The sequence below is a fragment of the Enterobacter sp. ECC-019 genome (genome assembly GCF_043974075.1).
In the GTDB taxonomy this organism is placed as follows: domain Bacteria; phylum Pseudomonadota; class Gammaproteobacteria; order Enterobacterales; family Enterobacteriaceae; genus Enterobacter; species Enterobacter asburiae_D.
Window position 1 is genome coordinate 386,081 of the sequence record NZ_CP143759.1, and the last position, 22,779, is coordinate 408,859.

Below are 22,779 nucleotides of genomic sequence, written 5' to 3' on the forward strand. Positions count from 1 at the left end.
TGTATAAACGTCCAGTTTGAAAGGGTTTTCCTGCGAGGCGCTACGCAAAAAATAAAGGCCGAACGCGTCGGCCTTTGATTTCAGAAGAGAGGATTAGATCAGGCGACGCGCTGCTTCCACCACGATTTTCACTGCATGGCTTTCGGTCTGTTTCATGGTTTCGGCGTTCGGGATCTCCTGCTGGGTACGGTTGACGATAACGCCCGCCACCATACCGGCGCGCAGACCCTGGCTTGCGCACATGGTCAGCAGCGTGGCGGATTCCATTTCGTAGTTCATCACGCCCATGGACTGCCACTCTTCCATTGAGCCTTTGAAGCGGCTTACCACGCGGCCTGAGAAGGTGTCATAACGCTCCTGGCCCGGATAGAAAGTGTCGGAAGAGGCGGTTACGCCCACGTGGGTGGTTGCGCCTACGGATTTCGCCGCTTCAACCAGCGCGGTGGTGCATTCGAAATCAGCTACTGCCGGGAATTCCATTGGTGCAAAGTGCAGGCTTGCGCCGTCCAGACGGACGGACGCGGTCGTAACCAGCACGTCGCCGACGTTGATGTGCGGCTGGATAGCGCCGGTGGTACCGATACGCAGGAAAGTGCGAATGCCCAGCTGCGCCAGCTCTTCAACAGCAATAGAGGTAGACGGACCACCGATACCGGTAGAGCACACGATCACCGCTTTGCCATCCAGCTCTGCGCGCCAGGTGGTGAACTCACGATGGGCAGCCAGCTTGACCGGCTTATCCATCAGCGCGGCGATCTTTTCCACACGCTCAGGATCGCCAGGGACGATAGCGAGCGTAGCCCCTTGTAAATCGTTTTTAGTGAGGCCGAGATGAAAAACATCAGACTTAGACATAGGTGACTCCTCTGTGGGTCGGTTAGTCAGAAGAAGTAAAACGGTACTTTACAGAAGCAGTAAGCATATTTTCGTGACACACCTCACCATGAATGAAAATGATTACATTGAATTTCCATAAAAAGGTGATTTACATCACATTAACAAGTTATATCGCCAGGTGCTGCACAAAAGATAGACCGTTTAAGGCACTGTGAGTTGTTAACCTGGTGTCTATATTTACCTTTGCGCTAACTCATTGGTACGGAGAATGCCATGACTGAAAAAACCGGTTTTGCACCTGCTGCTGCCCCACATGCTTCAACCATCGTGTCGACGCCAGAAGCGGCAATTACCGCGGGTGAGACCTCCATTCCCTCGCAGGGGGAGAATATGCCTGCTTATCACGCACGGCCAAAATCGGCAGACGGCCCGCTGCCCATCGTGATTGTGATTCAGGAGATATTTGGTGTTCACGAACACATTCGCGACCTCTGCCGTCGGCTGGCGCTGGAAGGGTATCTGGCCGTTGCGCCAGAGCTCTACTTCCGTCAGGGCGATCCGAACGACTACAGCGATATTCCAACATTGCTCAGCAACCTGGTCAGCAAAGTCCCGGACGCGCAGGTGTTGGCCGATCTCGATCACGTCGCCAGCTGGGCGGCGCGCAACGGCGGGGATCCGCATCGTCTGCTGGTCACCGGTTTCTGCTGGGGCGGGCGCATTAGCTGGCTGTATGCCGCGCATAACCCGCAGCTCAAAGCCGCTGTCGCCTGGTACGGCAAACTGGTGGGTGAAAAAACGCTGAATTCACCGAAACATCCCGTCGATATCGCCACTGAGTTAAATGCCCCCGTGTTAGGGCTTTACGGCGGACAGGACACTGGTATTTCGCTTGATTCTGTAGAAACCATGCGCCATGCGCTCCGCGCAGCAAATGCGAAGGCAGAGATTGTGGTTTACCCGGATGCCGGGCATGCGTTTAACGCCGATTATCGTCCGAGCTATCATGCTGAATCGGCTAAAGATGGATGGCAGCGGATGCTTACGTGGTTCCGTCAGTACGGTGGTAAAAAAGGGTAAGCCTTTCCCATCATCATGACGCATAAGGAGTGCGTGTTATGGGCAATTCCCTCTCGTTTCCACACGGTTTTTTATGGGGCGGCGCGATTGCCGCCAATCAGGCAGAAGGCGCATGGAACGCGGACGGCAAAGGGCCGTCCGTTGCCGATGCTGTCGCCTGGAAACCCAACCTCTCTGTGAAAGATTACAGCGGCCATATGGGCCTGACGGACGAGAACATCCGCGACGCGTTTGAAGGTAAAAATGATGCGCTGTACCCGAAACGCCGCGGTATCGATTTTTATCACCACTATAAAGACGACGTCGCGCTGTTTGCTGAGATGGGTTTTAAGGTGCTGCGCGTATCCATTGCCTGGTCGCGTATTTTCCCGACCGGAGAGGACGCCGAGCCAAACGAGGCCGGGCTGCAGTTTTATGAAGAACTGTTCCGCGAGCTGCGTCGTCATAACATCGAGCCGCTGGTCACCCTTTCCCACTACGAAATGCCGCTGGCGCTGAGCGAAAAATATAACGGCTGGGTGCATCGTAATGTGGTCGATGCCTTTGTTCGCTTCTGCAATGTTTGTTTTGACCGCTACAAAGAGCTGGTGCGTTACTGGCTAACCTTCAATGAAATAGACAGTATTCACCGTCATCCCTTTACGACCGCGGGCATTCGCGAAGAGAAAAGCGCGCCGGGCAACGCGAAACAGGATATCTATCAGGGTCTGCACCATCAGTTTGTTGCGTCTGCACTGGTCACCCGAGACTGCCACGCCAAAATTCCGGGCAGCCAGGTCGGGTGCATGCTGACGAAACTGACGACCTATCCGCACAGCTGCCGTCCGGAAGACGTTGAAGCCACGCTGAAGAAAAACCTGGAAAACTATTTTTATGCCGACGTGCAGGTATTTGGCGACTATCCGCCGCTGATCCTACGCGATCTGGAAAGACGGGATATCCATATTGAAATGCACCCTGACGATCGGCGTATTTTAAAGGTGCATACCGTCGATTTCGTCTCCTTCAGCTATTACATGTCGATGACCGAATCCACTCAGCCTGACGCCGAACGCATTCCCGGGAATACCGTTCTCGGTGTGAAAAACCCGTATCTGCCTGCGTCTGAATGGGGATGGCAGATTGATCCGCTTGGGTTGAAAATCTCGCTGCTGGAGCTGTATGACCGTTACCGGAAACCGCTGTTTATCGTTGAAAACGGTCTGGGCGCGAAGGATGTGGTCGAAAACGGCAGGATCCACGATAGCTATCGAATCGACTATTTCCGCGCGCACTTCGCGCAAACGCTGGCCGCGATTAATGAAGGCGTGGAGGTGATGGGGTTCACCACGTGGGGCTGTATCGACATCATTAGCGCGGGCACCTCGCAGATGTCCAAACGCTACGGTTTTATCTATGTCGATCAGGACGATGAAGGCAACGGTACGTTGAAACGGCTGAAAAAAGACTCCTTCTGGTGGTACCAAAAAGTGATTGCCAGCAACGGCGCTGATCTGAGCTAAGAATGCGCATTTCAGGCCGGGCAGACGCCCGGCCATCGCGCGTCACAATTACGCCTGACGCAAATTCTGCGCCGCCTTCACCATGTTGCCGAGCGCCGCGCGCGTCTCCGGCCAGTCGCGGGTTTTCAGTCCGCAGTCCGGGTTCACCCACAGTCGCTCTGCCGGAATGCGCTGGGCCGCTTTTTTCAGCAGGGCTTCAATCCACTCCACGCTCGGCACGTTCGGGGAGTGAATGTCGTACACGCCCGGCCCGATTTCATTCGGGTAGTCGAACTCTTCAAACGACTCCAGTAGCTCCATGTCTGAACGCGAGGTCTCGATGGTGATCACGTCGGCATCCAGCGCGGCAATCGAATCCATGATGTCGTTAAATTCGCAGTAACACATGTGGGTGTGGATCTGCGTGTCATCCTTCGCCACCGCGGCGTTAATGCGGAATGCCTCCACGCCCCACTGCAGGTAGGCATCCCAGTCGCTGCGGCGCAGCGGCAGGCCTTCACGCAGCGCCGGCTCGTCAATCTGAATAATGCCAATGCCTGCGGCTTCCAGATCTGCCACTTCATCACGCAGCGCCAGGGCAATCTGTTTGGCGATGGTTTCACGGGTCACGTCTTCACGCGGGAACGACCAGCAGAGAATGGTCACCGGACCGGTCAGCATCCCTTTTACCGGCTTGTCGGTCAGGGACTGGGCATACTTCGCCCACTCCACAGTGATCGCTTGCGGGCGGCTGACGTCACCGATAACCACCGGCGGCTTCACGCAGCGGGAGCCATAGCTCTGCACCCAGCCGTTCTGGGTAAAGACAAAGCCGTCCAGATGCTCACCAAAGTATTCCACCATGTCGTTACGCTCGGCCTCGCCGTGCACCAGCACGTCCAGCCCCAGGCGTTCCTGCTCGATAATCGCCTGCTTGATGTGTTCCGCGATGCCGGTGCGATAGTGATTCGCATCCAGATTGCCCTTTTTGAAGTCCAGACGCAGGCCGCGGATCTCCGTAGTTTGCGGGAAAGAGCCTATCGTCGTGGTCGGCCAGACGGGCAGGTTGAAACGGGCGCGCTGCGCTTCAGCGCGCACCTCATAAGGGCTCTGGCGCTGGCTGTCCTGGGCGGTGATGCCCGCCAGGCGTTTTTCCACCGCCGGGTTGTGCACGCGCGCCGAGTGACGACGCGCCTGGATCGGGGCGCTCCATTCGGTAATCGCCGCCGTGTCGCCGCTGTTCAGCGCGTCGCGCAGCAGCGTCAGCTCTTCGCATTTTTGCAGGGCGAAGGCAAACCAGCTTTTCACCTCGGCATCCAGGCGGGTCTCTACGCTCAGATCGATCGGGCTGTGCAGCAGGGAACAGGAAGAGGCCACCCATAGCTCACGTTTGCCGACGATGTCTTTGATTTGTGCATATTTCTCGGTCAGATCGGCGCGCCAGACGTTGCGACCGTTAACCAGCCCGGCGGAAAGCAGCCAGTCCGCTGGCAAACGCTTGTGCAGCTCCGCCACATCATCTTTACCGTGAACGAGGTCAACGTGCAGGCCCTGCACCGGCAGCGCGGTAATGGTCTTCAGGTTTGGCGTCACGCCTTCGAAATAGGTGGTGAGCAGCAGCTTCACCTGCCCGGTGAGCGCGTCATACGCCGGTTTGAAGGCATCGAGCCAAACCTGCGGCAGCTCAAGCACCAGCGCCGGTTCGTCGATTTGTACCCACTGAATGCCGCGCTTGCCCAGCTCAATCAGCACCTGTTTGTAGACCGGCAGGATATCCTTCAGCAGGCTGAGTCGGTCAAACGGCTCACCTTTCACTTTGCCCAGCCACAGATAGGTTACCGGCCCGAGCAGCACCGGTTTCACCTGATGCCCCAGCGCCAGCGCTTCGTCCACCTCGTCCAGAAGCTGCGTCCAGGTCAGCCTGAACTGCTGGCCTTTCACGAACTCCGGCACCATATAGTGATAGTTGGTGTTAAACCACTTGGTCATTTCCGCCGCTGCCGCAGGCTCACCGGTCGGCGCACGGCCACGGCCGATGCGGAACAGGGTATCGATATCTACCGATCCATCTTTGTTCTGATGACGAGCCGGCACGTTGCCAAGCAGCAGGCTGGTCGTCAGAACATGGTCGTACCAGGCGAAATCGCCCACCGGCAGCAGGTCAATGCCCGCCTGTTTTTGCTGCTCCCAGTGGCGGGCGCGCAGCTCGCGCCCCACCGCCAGCAGGTCTTCACGGGTGGCGTTACCCGCCCAGTAGCTTTCTTGCGCTTTTTTCAGCTCGCGACGCAGGCCAACGCGAGGGAAACCGAGTGTGTGATTGCGGATTGTCATGGTGTGCCCCTTATGAAATTCGTTATTTAGACGTCCAGATGTTTACACTTCTATAATTGGCAGGTACTGTATATTCCTCAAGCGCAATATGTTCATGGCGAAGTGAAGGACTTTCATGATCGAGATAAAACACCTGAAAACGCTACAAGCGTTGCGGAACTGCGGCTCGCTCGCGGCGGCTGCGGCCACGCTGCACCAGACCCAGTCCGCCCTTTCTCACCAGTTCAGCGATCTGGAACAACGCCTCGGCTTCCGTCTTTTTGTGCGTAAGAGCCAGCCCCTGCGCTTTACGCCGCAGGGGGAAATTCTTCTTCAGTTGGCGAATCAAGTACTGCCGCAAATCGCCAGCGCGCTGCAGGCGTGTAACGAACCGCAGCAGACCAAACTGCGTATCGCCATTGAGTGCCACAGCTGTATTCAGTGGCTGACCCCCGCGCTTGAGAACTTCCGTCAGAAGTGGCCGCAGGTGGAGATGGACTTCAAATCCGGCGTGACCTTTGACCCGCAGCCGTCGCTGCAGCAGGGTGAGCTTGACCTGGTGATGACCTCTGACATCCTGCCGCGCAGCGGCCTGCACTATTCGCCAATGTTTGATTATGAAGTGCGCCTGGTGCTGGCGCCGGACCATCCGCTGGCGAGTAAAACGCGCATCACGCCGGAAGATCTGGCGACAGAAACGCTGCTGATTTATCCGGTCCAGCGCAGTCGTCTGGATATCTGGCGCCACTTCCTGCAGCCCGCAGGTATTAGCCCGCAACTGAAAAGCGTGGATAACACGCTGCTGCTGATTCAGATGGTGGCGGCCAGAATGGGTATCGCGGCGCTGCCGCACTGGGTGGTGGAGAGTTTTGAACGCCAGGGTCTGGTGCAGACCAAAACCCTGGGTGAAGGACTGTGGAGCCGACTGTACGCCGCCGTGCGCGATGGCGAGCAGCGTCAGCCGATTACAGAGGCGTTTATTCGCTCAGCGCGGAACCACGCGTGCGACCATCTTCCGTTTGTGCGGAGCGCGGAGCGACCCATCGGCGATGGACCCACAGCGAAGCCAGGATCACCGCTCCCCCAATAATGAAGCTCGGCCAGTGCGGCTGTTGCTGCCAGATGGCGAGGTTGACCAGCAGCCCTGCCGGGACATGCACGTTGTTCATGATCCCCAGCGTACCGGCGTCTACCTGCGTAGCGCCGTAGTTCCACATGAAGTACCCCAGCCCTGACGCCACCACGCCCAGCCAGACCAGAACGCCCCACTGCACGGTGGTGGTCGGCAGTTTTTGCGGGTTACCGAGCATAAACCACGCTGCTACAGCGACAATCGCGGCGCCCATATAAAACCAGGCGAACGCGTTATGCTGCGGCATCGGACGGGTTTCCATCAGGCGTTTGTAGCCCACCATGCCGATAGCGAAACTGATGTTGGCGAGCTGGACGAACATCAGCCCGGTCCAGAAATGATCGCTGACTTTGTCATAGCGAATAATCGCCGCGCCGACCACCGCCAGTGCCGCGCTCAGAAGATATCCCCAACGCAGGCGGCGCCTGCTGAGCAGGTCGTAAATCAGCGTGATATAGAGAGGCGTCAGCACGGTAAAGAGCAGGAACTCGGAGACAGACAGATAGACGTAAGCCCGGAAGCTAAACAGATACATGATGCCGAGCTGCATCGCCCCCACCAGCATGTACAGCACAATCGTCTTCAGCGATTGCCCGCGCGTACGCAGAAACGGCAGGAACACCAGCGCCGCCAGCCCCACGCGCATCAGCACCGAGAAGTAGCTGTCGACCGAACCGGCAAGGTATTCGCCAATCAGGCTAAAGGAGAAGGCCCACAGGATAGTGGTGATAATGAGTAGCGCCACAATGCTTGTCTCTCAAAAAGAAGGAGAGGCATTGTAGCGAACTCTTTAGTTGACATCTGAGCAATAAACAACCAAATGAAGATTATTCAAGGAACAATTTGCGCAGATATTTTGGTACCGCGTTGTCTGCGTTGGTGCCAATCACTTCCAGCTCCGGGTGCAAATCTTTCAGACGCTGGTGCGCATTCTCCATAATGCAGCCCTTGCCTGCCATCGAAAGCATTTCGGCATCGTTCATGCCGTCACCAAAGGCGATGCAGTCTTTCAGCTCGAAGCCCAGACGTTTCGCGACGGCTTCCAGCGCGTGACCCTTGGAGACGCCCCCCGCCATCACTTCCAGGCAGGTCAGGGTTGAGAAGCTCACGTTAACGCGATCGCCCCAGCGGGCGTTGATCGCCTGCTCCAGCGGCAGCAATTCCTCATGATTTACACAGGTGAAGAACACCTTACTGATCCCTTCTGGCTCAAGTAGACCCGGCTCGTACAGTGAGTACTGGAATACGGCTTCCTTGAAGAAACGCATCTCTTCCGGGCGGTGGCGGTTCATAAACCAGTCGTCGTCGCGATAAACATTGGTGACGATTTCCGGGTTATTGTGCATCACGCCGAACAGGTCGGCGGCAATATCGCGATCCAGGTTGTGGGTAAAGATCAGGTTGCCGTCGGTATCATGCACGCGCGCACCGTTGGAGGTGATCATGTACGATTTGATCTCCAGATTATCGCGGATCTGCCCCACGTCCACGTGGTGGCGACCGGTGGCAAACACAAAGTTCACGCCACGAGCGGTCAGGAGTTTTAAGGTTTCTTTCGCGTAAGGCGAGAGGGTGTGGTCGGGGGAAAGCAGCGTGCCATCTAAATCAGATGCAACAACCTGGTACATAGGGATTTCAACCTCTGGTGGAAAACAAGAATCAATTATGCCTGTTGAAAAATTCAACAATGGCGTTGAGCGCGACTGAGCGCATAGCGTCCTTTTCAAAAAGGATCTCATGGTACGCGCCGTTAATGACCAACGGTTCTCCCCCTTCACAAGGGTGGCCGGCGGCAGCGCGGAGTTCACAATAGCGGTCATGCATGCGGTTATCCACCACACGCTCTTCTTCAGCCTGAATCAGGAGCGTTGGCGTATCGTCATTACCGACGCCCGCCAGCACCTGCTCACCGGCAAGGATACCTTCCCGCACCCAGTGATAGGTCGGGCCGCCCACGCGCAGGCGCGGTTCATCGGCATAAAAACGCAGGTTACGACGATAGCGCTGTCGGCTGTGGGTCAGCACGTTCATCGCAAACGGCAGTGCACGCCAGCGCCCCGTCCCGATGGCATAGCCTTCTCGAATACGCTGATGGCCCTCAGCCCAGTCAAGAATATGTCGCACCATCCAGTCAGGAAAACGCATGACGATGCCATACATCGGCGCGGTGAGCGCAATGGCATCGCACTGGTGCGCGTGACGCTGTAAAAACAGCGTTGAAATCGCACCGCCCATCGAGTGCGCCAGAATATAGCGCTTCCGCCATGGGCCAGGCTCGACCTCCTGCTGCCAGAACGCGGCAAGATCGTCGACGTAATCGCTGAAACTATCCACATGGCCGCGATGCGTATCCGATAGCAGGCGGCCAGAAAGCCCCTGCCCGCGGTGGTCGATAATCAGCACATCGAAGCCCAGATAGAACAGGTCATAGGCCAGTTCGGCGTATTTGATATAGCTCTCAATACGCCCGGGGCAGACCACAATGACCCGGTCATTTTTCTTATCGTGAAAACGCACGAAGCGTACCGGTATATCACCGACGCCCGTAAACTCATCTTCCTCACGCTGGCGCCAGAAATCGGTCAGCGGCCCCATGGAGAAAGCAGCAAATGCGTTTTCTCGTGTTTCCCAGTCCTTTTTCTGCTGAAACATCGGGTTTCTACTCACCTAAGCCAAGGAATATCGTTTTTTCGTAACCGGTCACAAAATGACTCAACAATAGCGTATTGTGGCATAAAAACAGACGATTCGGGAGTTTCAAATGACCTTCGAGTGGTGGTTCGCTTACCTGCTGACATCCATCATCCTTAGTCTTTCACCGGGCTCGGGCGCCATTAACACCATGACCACCTCCATCAACCACGGCTATCGCGGTGCGGCGGCGTCGATTGCCGGTTTGCAGACCGGGCTGGGCATTCATATTGTGCTGGTCGGGATTGGTCTGGGGACCCTGTTCTCCCGCTCCGTGCTGGCCTTTGAGGTGCTGAAATGGGCCGGGGCAGCGTATCTGATTTGGCTCGGTATCCAGCAGTGGCGCGCGGCAGGCTCCATCAACCTGAATACGCTCGCTCAGACGCAAAACCGCGGCCATCTGTTTAAGCGCGCGGTGTTCGTCAACCTGACCAACCCGAAGAGCATCGTTTTCCTCGCCGCGCTGTTCCCGCAGTTTATCGTGCCACATCAGCCCCAGGTGATGCAGTACGTGGTGCTGGGTGCGACCACCATTATCGTCGATATCATCGTGATGATTGGTTACGCGACGCTGGCGCAGCGAATTGCGGCGTGGATCAAAGGGCCTAAGCAGATGAAGGCCCTGAATAAAGTCTTTGGCTCGCTGTTTATGCTGGTTGGCGCGCTGCTTGCGTCAGCGCGTCACGCTTAGCGAGAAATGATGAGATGAATGCCGAAGCCGGCGAACAGCGCGCCGGCGAAGCCGTCAATCCACTTCGCGATACGCTGGTAGCCGCGGCGCATCGCCGGTAAGGCGAACAGGCTGGCCACGATGGTAAACCAGGCAAAGGTTTCAACGACGATCAGCAGGAAGATGCCCCAGCGTGCGCCCGCACCGACGCTATCGCCAACAAACAGCGAGAACACGGAGCCGAAATAGATAATCGCTTTTGGGTTCGCCAGATTGGTCAGCAGCCCTTTTACAAAGCTGCGGCCGCCCGTTGCCAGCTCCACCTTTGGCTCTTCCGGTTTTTTCTCTTCTTTCTTCAGCGCCCCGCGCAGCATCTGGTAGCCCATCCAGCACAGGTACAGCCCGCCGCCGACCATGATGATGTTATGCAGCCAGGCCATCTTCGCCAGGATAAGGTTCAGACCGAGCAGCGCGACCGCGGCCCAGACCATGACGCCCATGGTAATACCGAGCACGCCCATCATCGCCTCTTTGCGGGAGCGGCTGACGGCCGTTTGTGACACGAAGAAAAAGTCCGGGCCCGGGCTCATCAGCGCAACGATGTGCACTAACGCCACGGTGAGAAATAGCATCAACATAATTCGCTCGCAGGGAAATAATTCAGTGAGTCATCATCCTGACACTTTTTTGCCCGGCTGACTACTCCTCATCATCACCGTCGGCATGAGAGCGGATGAGGGCCAAAAACTCCTTCCCGAAGCGCTCCAGCTTGCGCGTACCGACGCCGTTGACGCTGAGCATTTCGCTGGCGCTGAGCGGCATCTGCTCGGCCATCTCGATGAGCGTCGCGTCGTTGAACACCACGTAAGGCGGGATGTTCTCTTCATCGGCGATGGCTTTACGCAGCTTGCGCAGTTTGGCGAACAGCTTGCGGTCGTAGTTGCCGCCGTAGGATTTCTGCATCACGCGCGGCTTCAGGGCGATGACGCGCGGTACGGCGAGCTTCAATTCAACGTCACCGCGCAGGACCGGACGCGCCGCTTCGGTCAGCTGCAGGGCGGAGTGCTGGGCAATGTTCTGCGTGGCAAAGCCAAGGTGGATCAGCTGGCGAATGATGCTGACCCAGTGCTCGTGGCTCTGATCCTTGCCAATGCCGTAGACGGGCAGCTTGTCGTGGCCCATATCGCGGATACGCTGGTTATTGGCACCGCGCAGCACTTCCACCACGTAGCCCATCCCGAAGCGCTGGTTCACACGGTAAATGGTCGAGAGCGCCTTACGCGCGTCCATCAGGCCATCGTACTGTTTCGGCGGATCCAGGCAGATATCGCAGTTGCCGCACGGCTCCTGTCGCCCTTCACCAAAGTAGTTGAGCAGCACCAGACGACGGCAGGTTTGCGCTTCGGCAAACGCGCCCATCGCGTTGAGCTTGTGGCGTTCGATATCCTGCAGCTGTCCCTGCGGTTTCTCTTCCAGGCAGCGGCGCAGCCACGCCATGTCCGCCGGATCGTAAAACAGCATCGCTTCCGCAGGCAGGCCGTCACGCCCGGCGCGACCGGTTTCCTGATAGTAGGATTCGATATTGCGCGGGATGTCGAAATGCACCACAAAGCGCACGTTGGGCTTGTTGATGCCCATCCCGAACGCCACCGTCGCGACCACGATTTGAAGGTCGTCGCGCTGGAATTTATCCTGCACGTCGGCGCGGATGTGGTTCTCCAGTCCGGCGTGATACGCGGCGGCGCTAAAGCCGCGGTTTTGCAGACGCGCGGCGGTGTCTTCCACCTTCGCACGGCTGTTACAGTAGATGATGCCGGACTTGCCGCGCTGCTCCTGCACGTAGCGTAAGAGCTGATCCAGCGGCTTGAATTTTTCCATCAGCATATAGCGGATGTTCGGGCGGTCGAAGCTGCTGACCTGAATGTAGGGGTCGTTCAGCCCGAGCAGACGAACGATATCCAGGCGTGTAGTGTCATCCGCCGTGGCGGTAAGCGCCATAAACGGCAGCTCGGGGAAGCGCTGACGCAGCTGGCCGAGGGTAGCATATTCCGGGCGGAAATCGTGTCCCCACTGGGAGATACAGTGCGCTTCATCCACCGCCAGCAGCACCGGGTTCCAGTGCGCGAGATGGTCGAGGAAGTTATCCAGCATCAGGCGTTCCGGCGCGATATACAGCAGGCGAATCTGTCCGGTGCGGCAACCCGCCATCACCTCTTGCTGCTGCTCGCGGGTCTGCGTGGAGTTAAGACAGGCGGCCGCCACGCCGTTGGCGAGCAGCTGGTCGACCTGGTCTTTCATCAGAGAAATGAGGGGGGATACCACGACCGTCAGGCCGTTCAGCACCAGCGCAGGCACCTGATAGCAGAGGGATTTCCCGCCGCCGGTCGGCATCACCACCAGGCAATCACGACCTTCCAGCACCGTTTCAATGATGGTTTCCTGGCCGGGGCGGAACTGCTGGTAGCCAAAGGTTTCATGCAAAACCTGTTTAGCCAGCGACTCCTGATTCAATACTTCCGCCTGCGCCACGTTAACCCCATATGCCTGAAATGAAACAGGCGCTATTTTCAGCGCCTGAGAGAGAAACTTCAACGTTTAACGCAAAAACATTCGAGCTGCCTAGAGAATATCGTTCAGCATCACGCCCACGCCGACGCGGGTCTGGTTGAAGTTGTAATCGATAAGCGACTCGCCGTAACCGCTGTACACCTGGGTATAGATACGAACGTGCTTCGTCACAGGATAGCTTAAGCCCACTTCCGCGCCACCGTAGCCGGTGTTCCAGTTGTACTGACCTTTGGCGCTGAGCACGGCATCACCTAACTGGTAGCCGACTTTGAGCTGGTAGTAGCCCATATATTTGGTGATATCCGGGTTGTCATCCGTTTCGCCCACCACATACCACGGCTTCACTTCCACCATCCAGTTACCGTTCTGCGCCATCAGGCGCGTATAGGCACGGTTCCAGCTGCGCGAGGTAGGGTCAGAGCGACCGTTGGAATCGTGGTTAAAGCCCACTTCGACGTCACGCAGCGTCCAGCCCGCAAATTCATAATCCGTTGCAAAACCGAGGAACAGTTGTGGCTCATAGTTGGTTTCACGGAACGGCGAGGACTCTCCGCTGTTAGAGAGCTGCCACCAGGATTTCTGCGTGTAAGACGCCCCGAGCACCGAGTTCGGCCCCAGAATACCGCGCCAGAACGGGAACGCGAGGCTGAGCTGGAACTTCACCTCATCTTTACGCGCATTTTCAGACCAGTTATAGGAGCTTATCGCCTCTTTGTTAAGATCGCTGGTCTGGGTATAAATCACGTAGTTGGTGTCATACGGATAGAGCGTGAACGGATTGTCATGCTCCTGAAGCAAGTTCGCGATAATGCTACCGTGAACGGCAGGTTTATCATGCACCTCTTTGATCGTCGCTTCCTGCGCATATGCTGTGAGGGGCAGCGCAACCGCCGCCAGTAACCATGCCAGATACGTCCGCATCGGTGGTGTTCTCCTGCAAAAGAGTAAAATTACCTGAATAGTTATGTGGCGGACATTCTACAGACTTCTGCGACAACTGCTGCATCCTCGTTTCTGAAAGTGGAATTCCTTATTGCTGAGGCATAAAATCAACATTTCATTAACAATAAGGATGTAATGCCTCATGTCAGCCATGCTTACCGCCGAAGAAGTGTTAAAACTCGTGGGCGAGATTTTTGTTTACCATATGCCGTTTAACCGCGCGCTGGGACTGGAGCTGGAGCGTTACGAGAAAGATTTTGCCCAGTTGAGCTTCAACAACCAGCCGATGATGGTGGGTAACTGGGCGCAAAGTATTTTGCATGGCGGCGTGATCGCCTCCGCGTTGGACGTGGCGGCAGGCCTGGTCTGCGTGGGCAGTACGCTGACCCGCCATGACACCATTAACGAAGACGAACTCCGCCAGCGTCTGGCGCGCATGGGTACCATTGATTTGCGCGTCGACTATCTTCGCCCGGGGCGCGGAAATCGCTTTACCTGTACCAGCAGCCTGCTGCGCGCGGGGAATAAAGTTGCCGTGGCGCGTGTTGAATTACACAACGAAGAACAGGTTTATATCGCCAGCGCAACCGCCACTTATATGGTGGGTTGAGGCAGCAAAATCGGGTAAAATTAATTCACTTTTTTGTAACGGATTTTCCCGATGGATGCTAAACAGACGCGGCAGGGCGTTTTACTCGCCCTTGCCGCTTATTTTATTTGGGGTATCGCCCCGGCGTATTTCAAGCTTATCGCCTACGTTCCGGCCGATGAGATCCTGACTCACCGCGTTATCTGGTCGTTCTTTTTTATGATCGCGCTGATGAGCCTCAGCCGTCAGTGGTCGGGCGTTAAAACGCTGTTTAAAACCCCTAAAAAGGTCTTCCTGCTGGCGCTCTCAGCGGTACTGATTGGCGGCAACTGGCTGCTGTTTATCTGGGCGGTGAATAACCATCATATGCTCGAAGCGAGCCTGGGGTACTTCATTAACCCGCTGGTGAACATCGTGCTGGGGATGATTTTCCTCGGTGAGCGCTTCCGCCGGATGCAGTGGGTGGCGGTGATTCTGGCCTTCTGCGGCGTACTGGTGCAGCTCTGGACCTTCGGCTCGCTGCCGATTATCGCTCTCGGTCTGGCGTTCAGCTTTGCGTTCTACGGCCTGGTGCGTAAGAAGATTGCGGTGGAAGCGCAGACGGGGATGCTGTTTGAAACCCTGTGGCTGCTGCCCGTGGCGGCGATTTATCTCTTCGGCATCGCCGACAGCGCCACCAGCCATATGGGCAGCAACCCGTGGTCGCTGAACCTGATGCTGATGGCGGCGGGCGTGGTGACCACCATTCCTCTGCTGTGCTTCACCGGTGCCGCGACGCGCCTGCGTCTCTCCACGCTGGGCTTCTTCCAGTACATTGGCCCGACGCTGATGTTCCTGCTGGCAGTGGTGTTTTACGGCGAAGTGCCGGGGGCGGATAAGATGGTGACGTTCGCCTTTATCTGGGTGGCGCTGGCGATTTTCGTCGCCGATGCGATTTATACCCAGCGCAGGGCCCGCAAAGGAATGTAGGTGTTTTGTAGGGCGGGTAAGCGCAGCGCCACCCGCCAGATTATTACAGCCAGTTCCGGCGTTTGAAATAGAGATACGGCGCCAGCCCCGCGAGGATCATAAAGATAATCGCCCCCGGGTAACCAAAGCTCCACTTCAGCTCCGGCATAAACTCAAAGTTCATCCCATAGCTGGACGCCACCAGCGTCGGCGGCAGGAACACCACGGACACCACCGAGAAGATCTTGATGATGCGGTTCTGCTCGATGTTGATAAAGCCCATCGCCGCCTGCATCAGGAAGTTGACCTTCTGGAACAGAGATTCGTTGTGCGGCAGCAGGGATTCGATATCTCGTAAGATCTCACGCGCCTGCTCCAGCTGACCGCCCGGCAGACGCGCCTTGCGCACCAGGAAGTTCAGCGCGCGCTGAGTATCCATCAGACACAAACGCACCTTCCAGCCGATATCTTCCAGCTCCGCCAGCGTGGAGAGCGCTTCGTCGTACTCATCGCCCTGATGACCTTCCATGATCACGCGGCTCAGCTTTTCCAGATCGCTGTAGATGTTTTCAATTTCGTCCGCCAGCTGTTCAATTTTGGTCTCGAACAGATCGAGCAGCAGCTCGTAAGCGTTACCGTCCACCATTGCCTGGCTGCGGGCGCGCATGCGGTAGAGGCGGAATGCCGGCAGCTCACGCTCGCGCAGGGTAAACAGACGGCCGTCGCGAATGGTAAACGCCACGGTGGAGTTACCCGCGTGGTCTTCCGCATCTTCAAAGAAGAAGAAGGAGTGAATATGCAGACCGTCTTCATCTTCAAAAAAACGCGCGGATGCTTCGATGTCTTCCAGTTCCGGGCGGGTTGCCAGGCTTTGCCCCAGCTCAGATTGTACGCGAAGGCGCTCATCATCGTCCGGCTCGACCAGATCCACCCATACGGCATCAATGAGGGGCTGTGACTCTTCGGCTTCAAGCCGAGTCAGTCGGTTATTTTCGAGTTGAAATGCGCTCAACATGACCGGGACTCCCAATGCAAAAAATATCGGACAGTTCGGTGGGCACACAGAAACAAATTGGGTTTCAGACCATTAAACAGCCTGACTCAGCGCGACGGGAATAATGCAGGTCGCTGACAACCACTAAGGCCATCAGCAAGAGGAGATAGCCTTAGGAGTTGTTCCTGGATGACAGGGAATTGAGCCAGTATCTACTGGGTGTGTCCAAGGCGAATGTCCTCTTAGCGTAATCGTGCGCGCATGTTACGCCAGCTATAACTATGGCGTCAACACGCAACGGAACGCTGAAGGGCATTAATTGACCTTCACTGTATAAGGCTAGCAGATTATTACAAAATAATGATATTTTTCTGAATGTTAGACTGTTTCCAGCTTCGCATAGGCCGCCACCAGCCATTTGATCCCCTGCCCCTGGAACGCCACCTGCAGACGACTGTGCTCGCCGCTGCCTTCCAGATTCACAATGGTGCCTTCGCCAAACTTCGAATGGCGCACGCGCTGGCCCAGCTTGTAGCCGGTGTCGGTTTCAGCAATCGGCGAGCCCATACGCTGATGGCTGACCGGACGGCTGATGCTCGCCCGCAGACGCACCTCTTCCACGCACTCTTCCGGCAGCTCGCCGATGAAGCGCGACGGACGGTGATAAACCTCTTTACCGTACAGACGGCGGGTTTCGGCGTAGGTTAGCGTCAGCTTTTGCATCGCGCGCGTCACGCCCACGTAGGCCAGACGACGTTCCTCTTCCAGACGGCCGCCTTCATCCAGCGACATCTGGCTCGGGAACATCCCCTCTTCCATCCCGACGATAAACACCTGCGGGAACTCCAGGCCTTTGGCGGAGTGCAGGGTCATCAGCTGAACCGCATCCTGCCAGGTGTCCGCCTGCCCTTCTCCCGCTTCCAGCGCAGCGTGGGACAGAAACGCCTGCAGCGGCATCAGGTCTTCGTCTTCTTCGTTGTAGCTGAACTGGCGCGTTGCCGTCACCAGTTCCTCTAAGTTTTCGATACGGGTCTGGCCCTTTTCGCCTTTTTCCTGCTCATACATGATCCGCAGGCCGGAGTCTTTAATCACGCGGTCGGTCTGCACGTGCAGCGGCATGTCGGCCGTTTCCTGCGCCAGGGCGTCAATCAGCTCAAGGAAGCGCTGTAAGGCGCTGGCGGCGCGCCCGGCGAGCGCTTTTTCCTGCAGCAGCTCACGGCATGCCTGCCACAGCGTCAGCTGGCGATCGCGCGAGGCCTGACGCACCACGTCCAGCGTGCGGTCGCCAATCCCGCGGGTCGGCGTGTTGACCACGCGCTCAAACGCCGCGTCGTCGTTACGGTTCGCAATCAGGCGCAGATACGACAGCGCATCTTTGATCTCCTGACGTTCGAAGAAGCGCATACCGCCGTAAATGCGGTACGGCATGCTCACCTGCAACAAGGCTTCTTCCAGCACGCGCGATTGGGCGTTGCTGCGATAAAGAATGGCGCACTGCTCCAGCGCGCCGCCGTTGTCCTGCCAGGTTTTGATGCGGTTCACCACGAAGCGGGCTTCATCGAGCTCGTTGAAGGCGCAGTAAATCGAAATCGGTTCGCCGTCGACGCCGTCGGTCCACAGCTTTTTACCCAGACGCCCGTTGTTGTTCTCAATCAGGGCGTTGGCCGCGCTCAGGATGTTGCTGGTTGAACGATAGTTCTGCTCCAGACGGATGGTTTCCGCGCCGGGGAAATCGTTGAGGAAGCGCTGGATGTTCTCCACCTGCGCCCCGCGCCAGCCGTAAATCGACTGGTCATCATCGCCCACGATCATCACCTTGCCGGTATCACCGGCCAGCAGGCGGATCCACGCATACTGGATGTTGTTGGTATCCTGGAATTCGTCCACCAGGATATTGGTAAAGCGTTCACGGTAGTGCTGCAGGATGTGCGGCTTGTTGAGCCACAGCTCGTGGGCGCGCAGCAGAAGTTCGGCGAAATCCACCAGACCGGCGCGATCGCACGCTTCCTGATAGGCCTTGTAGACGTTCTGCCAGGTCTGCTCGACCGGGTTGCCGAAGCTCTGAATGTGGTGCGGGCGCAGCCCCTCGTCTTTCTGGCCGTTGATGTACCACATCGCCTGACGCGGCGGCCACTGCTTCTCGTCGAGGTTCATCGCCTTGATAAGACGTTTGAGTAGACGGAGCTGGTCTTCGCTGTCGAGGATCTGGAAATCCTGCGGCAGGTTGGCGTCCATATGGTGCGCGCGCAGCAGGCGGTGCGCCAGGCCGTGGAAGGTGCCAACCCACATGCCGCCCTGGCTGGTGCCCATCAGCTGTGCAATACGGTGGCGCATCTCCGCCGCCGCCTTGTTGGTAAACGTCACCGCCATGATGGAGTACGGCGAGCAGTTCTCCACGCTCTGCAGCCAGGCGATACGGTGAACCAGCACGCGCGTCTTACCACTGCCCGCCCCAGCCAGCACCAGCATGTTGGTGCGCGAGGCGGCAACCGCGTCACGCTGTTTGTCATTAAGGCTGTCGAGCAGGTAAGAAACGTCCATTGGCACCGTCACATAGTATTCAGGAACACAGCAAAACGCCCGGTGGCGCTTCGCTTACCGGGCCTACAACTGCAAACCCCTGGTAATTTATACAATATTACTGGTGATTATATCAGCGTCGTGAGGGATGCCAACCGTGAAATTTCCACGTGCGGCAGAAGACGGCTGTCCAGCGTAGTCATCAGGTCGGCGTTTTCCGGCTTGATCCAGCAGGCCTGCATGCCGCAGCGGATAGCCCCGGCCACGTCGGTGGTGAGGTCATCCCCCACGTGCAGAATGTTACCCAGCGGCAGGTTAAGCTTATCCGCCGCCAGATGGTACATATCGCTGAACGGCTTCGCGCGCCCGTGCGGGCCCGCGCGCAGCACGAATTCAAAGTAATCGCTGAGGCCAAACAGCTCGGGCTGGGCATTGCCGTTGGTGATGGCCACCAGCGGCCACTTTTCAGCAAGCTTCGCCAGCGTCTCGTGGGTCTCCTGCGGCACGTCGATACGGCTGCGCCATTTGGCGAAGTTTTCCATTGCCGCTTCGGCCCCGATGGCCGCGTCCTGCACGCTCAGGCCCACGTTGAGCATCGCCTGCTCAACCGCGCGACGACGCCATTCGGTCACGTCGTGGTAAATATCCGGTTCGGTCTCACGCAGGGACTGACGCAGCTTCTGAAAGTCCTTGTTCTGTATCGCTTTCAGCGCGGGATGGTAGTTCTGCACAAACGCCAGCGACTCCTGCTCGGTACGCAGGATCACCTCGCGGTTGTCATAAAGGGTGTCATCAAGGTCAAACGTCAGGGCTGAGATCTGACCAAGTGGGCGGTAAAAACGCATTATTTCCCCCGTTTGGCGCGTGGATGCGCCGCGTCATACACCGAGGCAAGGTGTTGGAAGTCTAAGTGGGTATAGATTTGAGTGGTCGACAGATTTGCGTGGCCAAGCAGTTCCTGCACACCGCGCAGATCGCCGCTCGACTCAAGCATGTGTGTCGCAAAGGAGTGGCGCAGCTTGTGCGGGTGAACGTGGCTGTTCAGCCCCTGCTTAATGCCCCACTCCGCAAAGCGCTTCTGCACGTTACGCGCCGAGATCCGTTTGCCGAGTTTCGACAGGAACAGCGCATCCTCTTCGCTGCCAAACAGCCCGCGCAGGTCAAGCCAGTGCTCAATCCAGGAGACCGCGTTGCGGCCAATCGGCAGACGGCGCTCTTTGCTGCCCTTACCCATCACCCACACTTCACCAGATTCCAGATCGAGATGCTTGAGGTCAAGGTTGACGAGTTCAGACAGACGCAGGCCTGCGCCGTACATCACCTCCAGCATCGCGCGGTCGCGTACGGCCAGCGGATCGTTCAGATCGATATCCAGCAGACGGTTTACGTCGTCAACGTCGATATTTTTAGGCAGATGGCGCGGCGCTTTTGGCGTGGCTATCCCTTTTGCCGGGTTGGCTTTTAAGCCTCCCTGACTGACCAGCCAGTCGAAGAAGCTGCGCAGCGCAGAGAGCCTGAGCGCCAGGCTCGCCGGGCTGAGATTTTTTTTACGGCTACGCACGACGAACCCGCGTACCGTCGCAGCGTCACATTGTTGCCAGCTTTTCAGGCCGATTTCGTCGGCAATCTGCATGATGGCATCAAGCTGACGCTGGTAGTTGAGCAGGGTAATGGGGCTAAGCTGACGCTCCACGCCCAGATAGCGCAGAAAGCGCGAAACGTCAGTGGCGAGCAGTCCGTCCGTCATACGCGCTCAATCCAGCGCTCCAGCAGCTCGGGCAGCATCAGGGCGATCTCCTGCAGCAGGTGTGTGGCTTGCCCCTGCTCATAGTGATGCGCATCGCGGCTGGTAAATAACATGACCCCCAGATCGCCATCGCGCCCCATCAGCGACATCGCCACCGAGCCAATCGCTTTGGCTTCCGGTAGTACCACCAGCAGTTCAGGCCCGTTCAGCGGCCCCAGATAGTGGTGCTCATGGCCCAGACGCTGAATGCGCAGCGGTTCAAACGCCTGACGACTGAGCGCCAGATGGGTAAACCCCGACGGCGCGCCAATGCGCCAGCGGTCAGGGAACAGACGAATCGTTGCACCTGCCAGACCCAGCTCCCGCGCCCAGCGGTGGAAGCGGCTGAGGAACTCGTCAAGACTGTGCGCCGACGCCAGACGCGCCTGCAGGTGCAGCAGACGATAGAACAGGCTTTCGTTGGTGCTGGCCTGCTCCATCAGCAGCGTCATGTTCTCTTCGAGCTGATTGATGTGGTTGCGCGAGCGCGCCATGTGCCATTCGACCAGCGACACGGTCCCGCGAACCGGATGCGGCACGCGCATCTCTTCGACGACGCGTGCATTGCGAATAAAAAACTCAGGATTGCGCAGCAGATAATCAACAACAGCTCTGTCGTCCAGTTCCGTCACTGTTTCCTGCAGTTCTTCCCCTGGTTGTTTCATAGATGGATAAACCCGTCATAGACATGTGCCGCCGGGCCAGTCATATACAGTGGATGACCCGGTCCTTTCCAGGCGATATCAAGCCGACCGCCCGGTAACTCCACGCGAACCTCTTCTGCCAGTAACCCCTGAGAGATGCCCACGGCCACCGCAGCACAGGCACCGCTTCCGCAGGCCTGAGTCTCGCCCGCGCCGCGCTCGTAAACCCGCAGGCGAATGTGCTCGCGCTTCACCACCTGCATAAAGCCGATGTTCGCGCGTTCCGGGAAACGTTCGTGGCTTTCCAGCACCGGGCCGAGCGTTTCGACCGCGGCGGTTTCCACATCATCAACCTGAATCACGCAGTGTGGGTTACCCATAGAGACGACGCCGCACAATACTGTCTGCTCGGCCGCACGCATAATATAGGTCTTTTCCGCTTTGTTTGCGCGAAACGGCACGACGGAGGGCTCGAAGTTAGGCTCGCCCATGTTCACGCGCACCAGTTCATCATCGGTGACGCTGAGCACCATACGACCATTGGCCGTGCTGACGCGAATATCACGCTTGTTGGTCAGCCCTTTCAGGCGGACAAAGCGGGCAAAACAGCGCGCGCCGTTGCCGCACTGGTTAACTTCGCTGCCGTCCGCGTTAAAAATACGGTAGTGGAAATCGAGGTCGGGATCGTACGGTGGCTCGACCACCAGCAGTTGATCGAACCCCACGCCCAGATGCCGATCCGCCAGGCGACGGATCAGTTCCGGGGAGAAAAACACATTCTGCGTTACCGCGTCGACGACCATAAAATCGTTGCCAAGGCCATGCATTTTAGAGAACTGCATCATTTGCTCCATTGCGCGGGTACAGAACGTTATCGTCAGAGATTAACCTGAGTCGGGCCACCGTTGTCGCCACGGTCGTTAGTATTTGGCGTGGAAGACTCAATGCCGCTGTTAACAGGTTTCGTCGGCGGCGGTGCGGTTTTATCCGCAGGTGGAAAGTACAGTGGTCCCTTCAGCCCGCAGCCAGTCAGGCTAAACAGCGTGATGAGAACGGCAAGCGTTCGGAAAGCGTTTTTCATTATAAAGTTGCCCGTAAGTTCAAATCTGTTTCTATCATCGCAGGAGAAGACACAAAAGCAAGAGTTTGCCGCTTTCCTGCAACGGGAATTATTTAGGGTTATACTGCCGGCATCACGAAAAACAGGAACAAAACCATGAACGACAGTGAATTCCATCGCCTTGCCGACAACCTGTGGATGACCATCGAAGAGCGCCTTGACGACTGGGACGGCGACAGCGATATCGATTGTGAAATCAACGGCGGCATTCTGACCCTGAGCTTCGAAAATGGCAGCAAAATTATTATTAACCGCCAGGAGCCGCTTCACCAGGTCTGGCTGGCCGCGAAACAGGGCGGCTATCATTTCGATCTGAAAGACGGGGAGTGGGTTTGCGACCGTAGCGGCGTGCCGTTCTGGGATCTGCTGGAACAGGCGGCGACCGCGCAGGCGGGTGAGGCTGTGAGCTTCAGGTAGTTTTGTTGCCCGGTGGCGGCTACGCCTTACCGGGCCTACAACGGCTCGAA

General features: G+C 57.3%; 23 protein-coding genes. 7 read left to right on the top strand and 16 right to left on the bottom strand.

Features of this window, described 5'->3' with window-relative positions:
• Positions 1–93 precede the first annotated feature (93 nt).
• The gene (udp, locus tag V1566_RS01925) at positions 94–855 is read right to left on the bottom strand and encodes a uridine phosphorylase (protein ID WP_003860792.1); all 762 of its coding nucleotides are present in this window, start codon (positions 853–855) and stop codon (positions 94–96) included.
• Positions 856–1,110: 255 nt separating this feature from the next.
• On the opposite strand from udp, the gene V1566_RS01930 reads away from it, so the two are divergent.
• On the top strand, positions 1,111–1,917 hold the full coding sequence (locus V1566_RS01930) for a dienelactone hydrolase family protein (protein WP_395304922.1): 807 nt from the start codon (positions 1,111–1,113) through the stop codon (positions 1,915–1,917).
• A 38-nt stretch (positions 1,918–1,955) separates the two neighbouring features.
• Positions 1,956–3,419: a glycoside hydrolase family 1 protein gene (locus tag V1566_RS01935; RefSeq protein WP_395304923.1), complete on the top strand. Its 1,464-nt coding sequence runs from the start codon at positions 1,956–1,958 to the stop codon at positions 3,417–3,419.
• A gap of 48 nt (positions 3,420–3,467) precedes the next feature.
• Here V1566_RS01935 and metE read toward each other — a convergent pair whose 3' ends face one another.
• The gene (metE, locus tag V1566_RS01940; RefSeq protein ID WP_395304924.1) at positions 3,468–5,729 is read right to left on the bottom strand and encodes a 5-methyltetrahydropteroyltriglutamate--homocysteine S-methyltransferase; all 2,262 of its coding nucleotides are present in this window, start codon (positions 5,727–5,729) and stop codon (positions 3,468–3,470) included.
• Positions 5,730–5,844: 115 nt separating this feature from the next.
• On the opposite strand from metE, the gene metR reads away from it, so the two are divergent.
• On the top strand, positions 5,845–6,798 hold the full coding sequence (gene metR / locus V1566_RS01945) for an HTH-type transcriptional regulator MetR (RefSeq protein ID WP_395304925.1): 954 nt from the start codon (positions 5,845–5,847) through the stop codon (positions 6,796–6,798).
• Here the strand turns inward: metR and V1566_RS01950 are convergent.
• From V1566_RS01950 to pldB, 3 genes are all read right to left on the bottom strand, one after another.
• A complete protein-coding gene (locus V1566_RS01950; RefSeq protein WP_395304926.1) occupies positions 6,686–7,585 on the bottom strand; it encodes a carboxylate/amino acid/amine transporter in 900 nt (299 codons plus the stop codon). The genes metR and V1566_RS01950 overlap by 113 nt on opposite strands.
• 82 nt (positions 7,586–7,667) lie before the next feature.
• Complete coding sequence (gene yigL, locus V1566_RS01955; RefSeq protein WP_395304927.1) at positions 7,668–8,468, bottom strand: sugar/pyridoxal phosphate phosphatase YigL; 801 nt, start codon at positions 8,466–8,468, stop codon at positions 7,668–7,670.
• 31 nt (positions 8,469–8,499) lie between these two features.
• Positions 8,500–9,492, bottom strand: a complete 993-nt coding sequence (gene pldB, locus V1566_RS01960; protein WP_395304928.1) for a lysophospholipase L2 — start codon at positions 9,490–9,492, stop codon at positions 8,500–8,502.
• A gap of 109 nt (positions 9,493–9,601) precedes the next feature.
• Between pldB and rhtB the strand changes: the two genes are divergently transcribed.
• Positions 9,602–10,222: a homoserine/homoserine lactone efflux protein gene (gene rhtB / locus V1566_RS01965; RefSeq protein ID WP_008501533.1), complete on the top strand. Its 621-nt coding sequence runs from the start codon at positions 9,602–9,604 to the stop codon at positions 10,220–10,222.
• Here the strand turns inward: rhtB and rhtC are convergent.
• The 3 genes from rhtC to pldA form a co-directional block, all read right to left on the bottom strand.
• A complete protein-coding gene (gene rhtC / locus V1566_RS01970) occupies positions 10,219–10,839 on the bottom strand; it encodes a threonine export protein RhtC (RefSeq protein WP_010426287.1) in 621 nt (206 codons plus the stop codon). The genes rhtB and rhtC overlap by 4 nt on opposite strands.
• 61 nt (positions 10,840–10,900) lie before the next feature.
• The gene (gene recQ, locus V1566_RS01975) at positions 10,901–12,730 is read right to left on the bottom strand and encodes an ATP-dependent DNA helicase RecQ (RefSeq protein ID WP_395304929.1); all 1,830 of its coding nucleotides are present in this window, start codon (positions 12,728–12,730) and stop codon (positions 10,901–10,903) included.
• Positions 12,731–12,820: 90 nt separating this feature from the next.
• Entirely contained in the window at positions 12,821–13,690 is an 870-nt protein-coding gene (pldA, locus tag V1566_RS01980) for a phospholipase A (protein WP_395304930.1), read from the bottom strand.
• A 163-nt stretch (positions 13,691–13,853) separates the two neighbouring features.
• On the opposite strand from pldA, the gene yigI reads away from it, so the two are divergent.
• Entirely contained in the window at positions 13,854–14,321 is a 468-nt protein-coding gene (gene yigI, locus V1566_RS01985) for an acyl-CoA thioesterase YigI (protein ID WP_008501538.1), read from the top strand.
• 51 nt (positions 14,322–14,372) lie between these two features.
• Positions 14,373–15,269 (top strand): EamA family transporter RarD, encoded by an 897-nt coding sequence (gene rarD / locus V1566_RS01990; protein ID WP_395304931.1) that lies wholly within the window; start codon positions 14,373–14,375, stop codon positions 15,267–15,269.
• Between the two features lie 43 nt (positions 15,270–15,312).
• Here rarD and corA read toward each other — a convergent pair whose 3' ends face one another.
• The 8 genes from corA to V1566_RS02030 all read right to left on the bottom strand — a co-directional run bounded on the left by corA (position 15,313) and on the right by V1566_RS02030 (position 22,273).
• Complete coding sequence (gene corA, locus V1566_RS01995; RefSeq protein ID WP_008501540.1) at positions 15,313–16,263, bottom strand: magnesium/cobalt transporter CorA; 951 nt, start codon at positions 16,261–16,263, stop codon at positions 15,313–15,315.
• 151 nt (positions 16,264–16,414) lie between these two features.
• Positions 16,415–16,471 carry a YsgD/CorL family protein gene (ysgD, locus tag V1566_RS02000; protein ID WP_212743980.1) on the bottom strand — a complete coding sequence of 19 codons (57 nt, stop codon included), beginning with the start codon at positions 16,469–16,471 and terminating at the stop codon, positions 16,415–16,417.
• Positions 16,472–16,620: 149 nt separating this feature from the next.
• Positions 16,621–18,783 (bottom strand): DNA helicase II, encoded by a 2,163-nt coding sequence (gene uvrD / locus V1566_RS02005; protein ID WP_063440063.1) that lies wholly within the window; start codon positions 18,781–18,783, stop codon positions 16,621–16,623.
• Positions 18,784–18,890: 107 nt separating this feature from the next.
• Complete coding sequence (gene yigB / locus V1566_RS02010; protein WP_159515109.1) at positions 18,891–19,607, bottom strand: 5-amino-6-(5-phospho-D-ribitylamino)uracil phosphatase YigB; 717 nt, start codon at positions 19,605–19,607, stop codon at positions 18,891–18,893.
• Positions 19,607–20,509, bottom strand: coding sequence for a tyrosine recombinase XerC (xerC, locus tag V1566_RS02015; protein ID WP_121423322.1), 903 nt, complete (start codon positions 20,507–20,509; stop codon positions 19,607–19,609). Before xerC ends, yigB begins: the two co-directional genes overlap by 1 nt.
• Positions 20,506–21,213, bottom strand: a complete 708-nt coding sequence (locus tag V1566_RS02020; protein ID WP_023309626.1) for a DUF484 domain-containing protein — start codon at positions 21,211–21,213, stop codon at positions 20,506–20,508. Before V1566_RS02020 ends, xerC begins: the two co-directional genes overlap by 4 nt.
• Positions 21,210–22,034: a diaminopimelate epimerase gene (gene dapF / locus V1566_RS02025; protein WP_008501545.1), complete on the bottom strand. Its 825-nt coding sequence runs from the start codon at positions 22,032–22,034 to the stop codon at positions 21,210–21,212. The genes V1566_RS02020 and dapF overlap by 4 nt, the downstream gene beginning before the upstream one ends.
• A gap of 35 nt (positions 22,035–22,069) precedes the next feature.
• Complete coding sequence (locus V1566_RS02030; RefSeq protein ID WP_032646076.1) at positions 22,070–22,273, bottom strand: lipoprotein; 204 nt, start codon at positions 22,271–22,273, stop codon at positions 22,070–22,072.
• A gap of 135 nt (positions 22,274–22,408) precedes the next feature.
• Here V1566_RS02030 and cyaY point away from each other — a divergent pair, with 135 nt between their 5' ends.
• The gene (gene cyaY / locus V1566_RS02035; protein ID WP_023333807.1) at positions 22,409–22,729 is read left to right on the top strand and encodes an iron donor protein CyaY; all 321 of its coding nucleotides are present in this window, start codon (positions 22,409–22,411) and stop codon (positions 22,727–22,729) included.
• Positions 22,730–22,779: the final 50 nt, after the last annotated feature.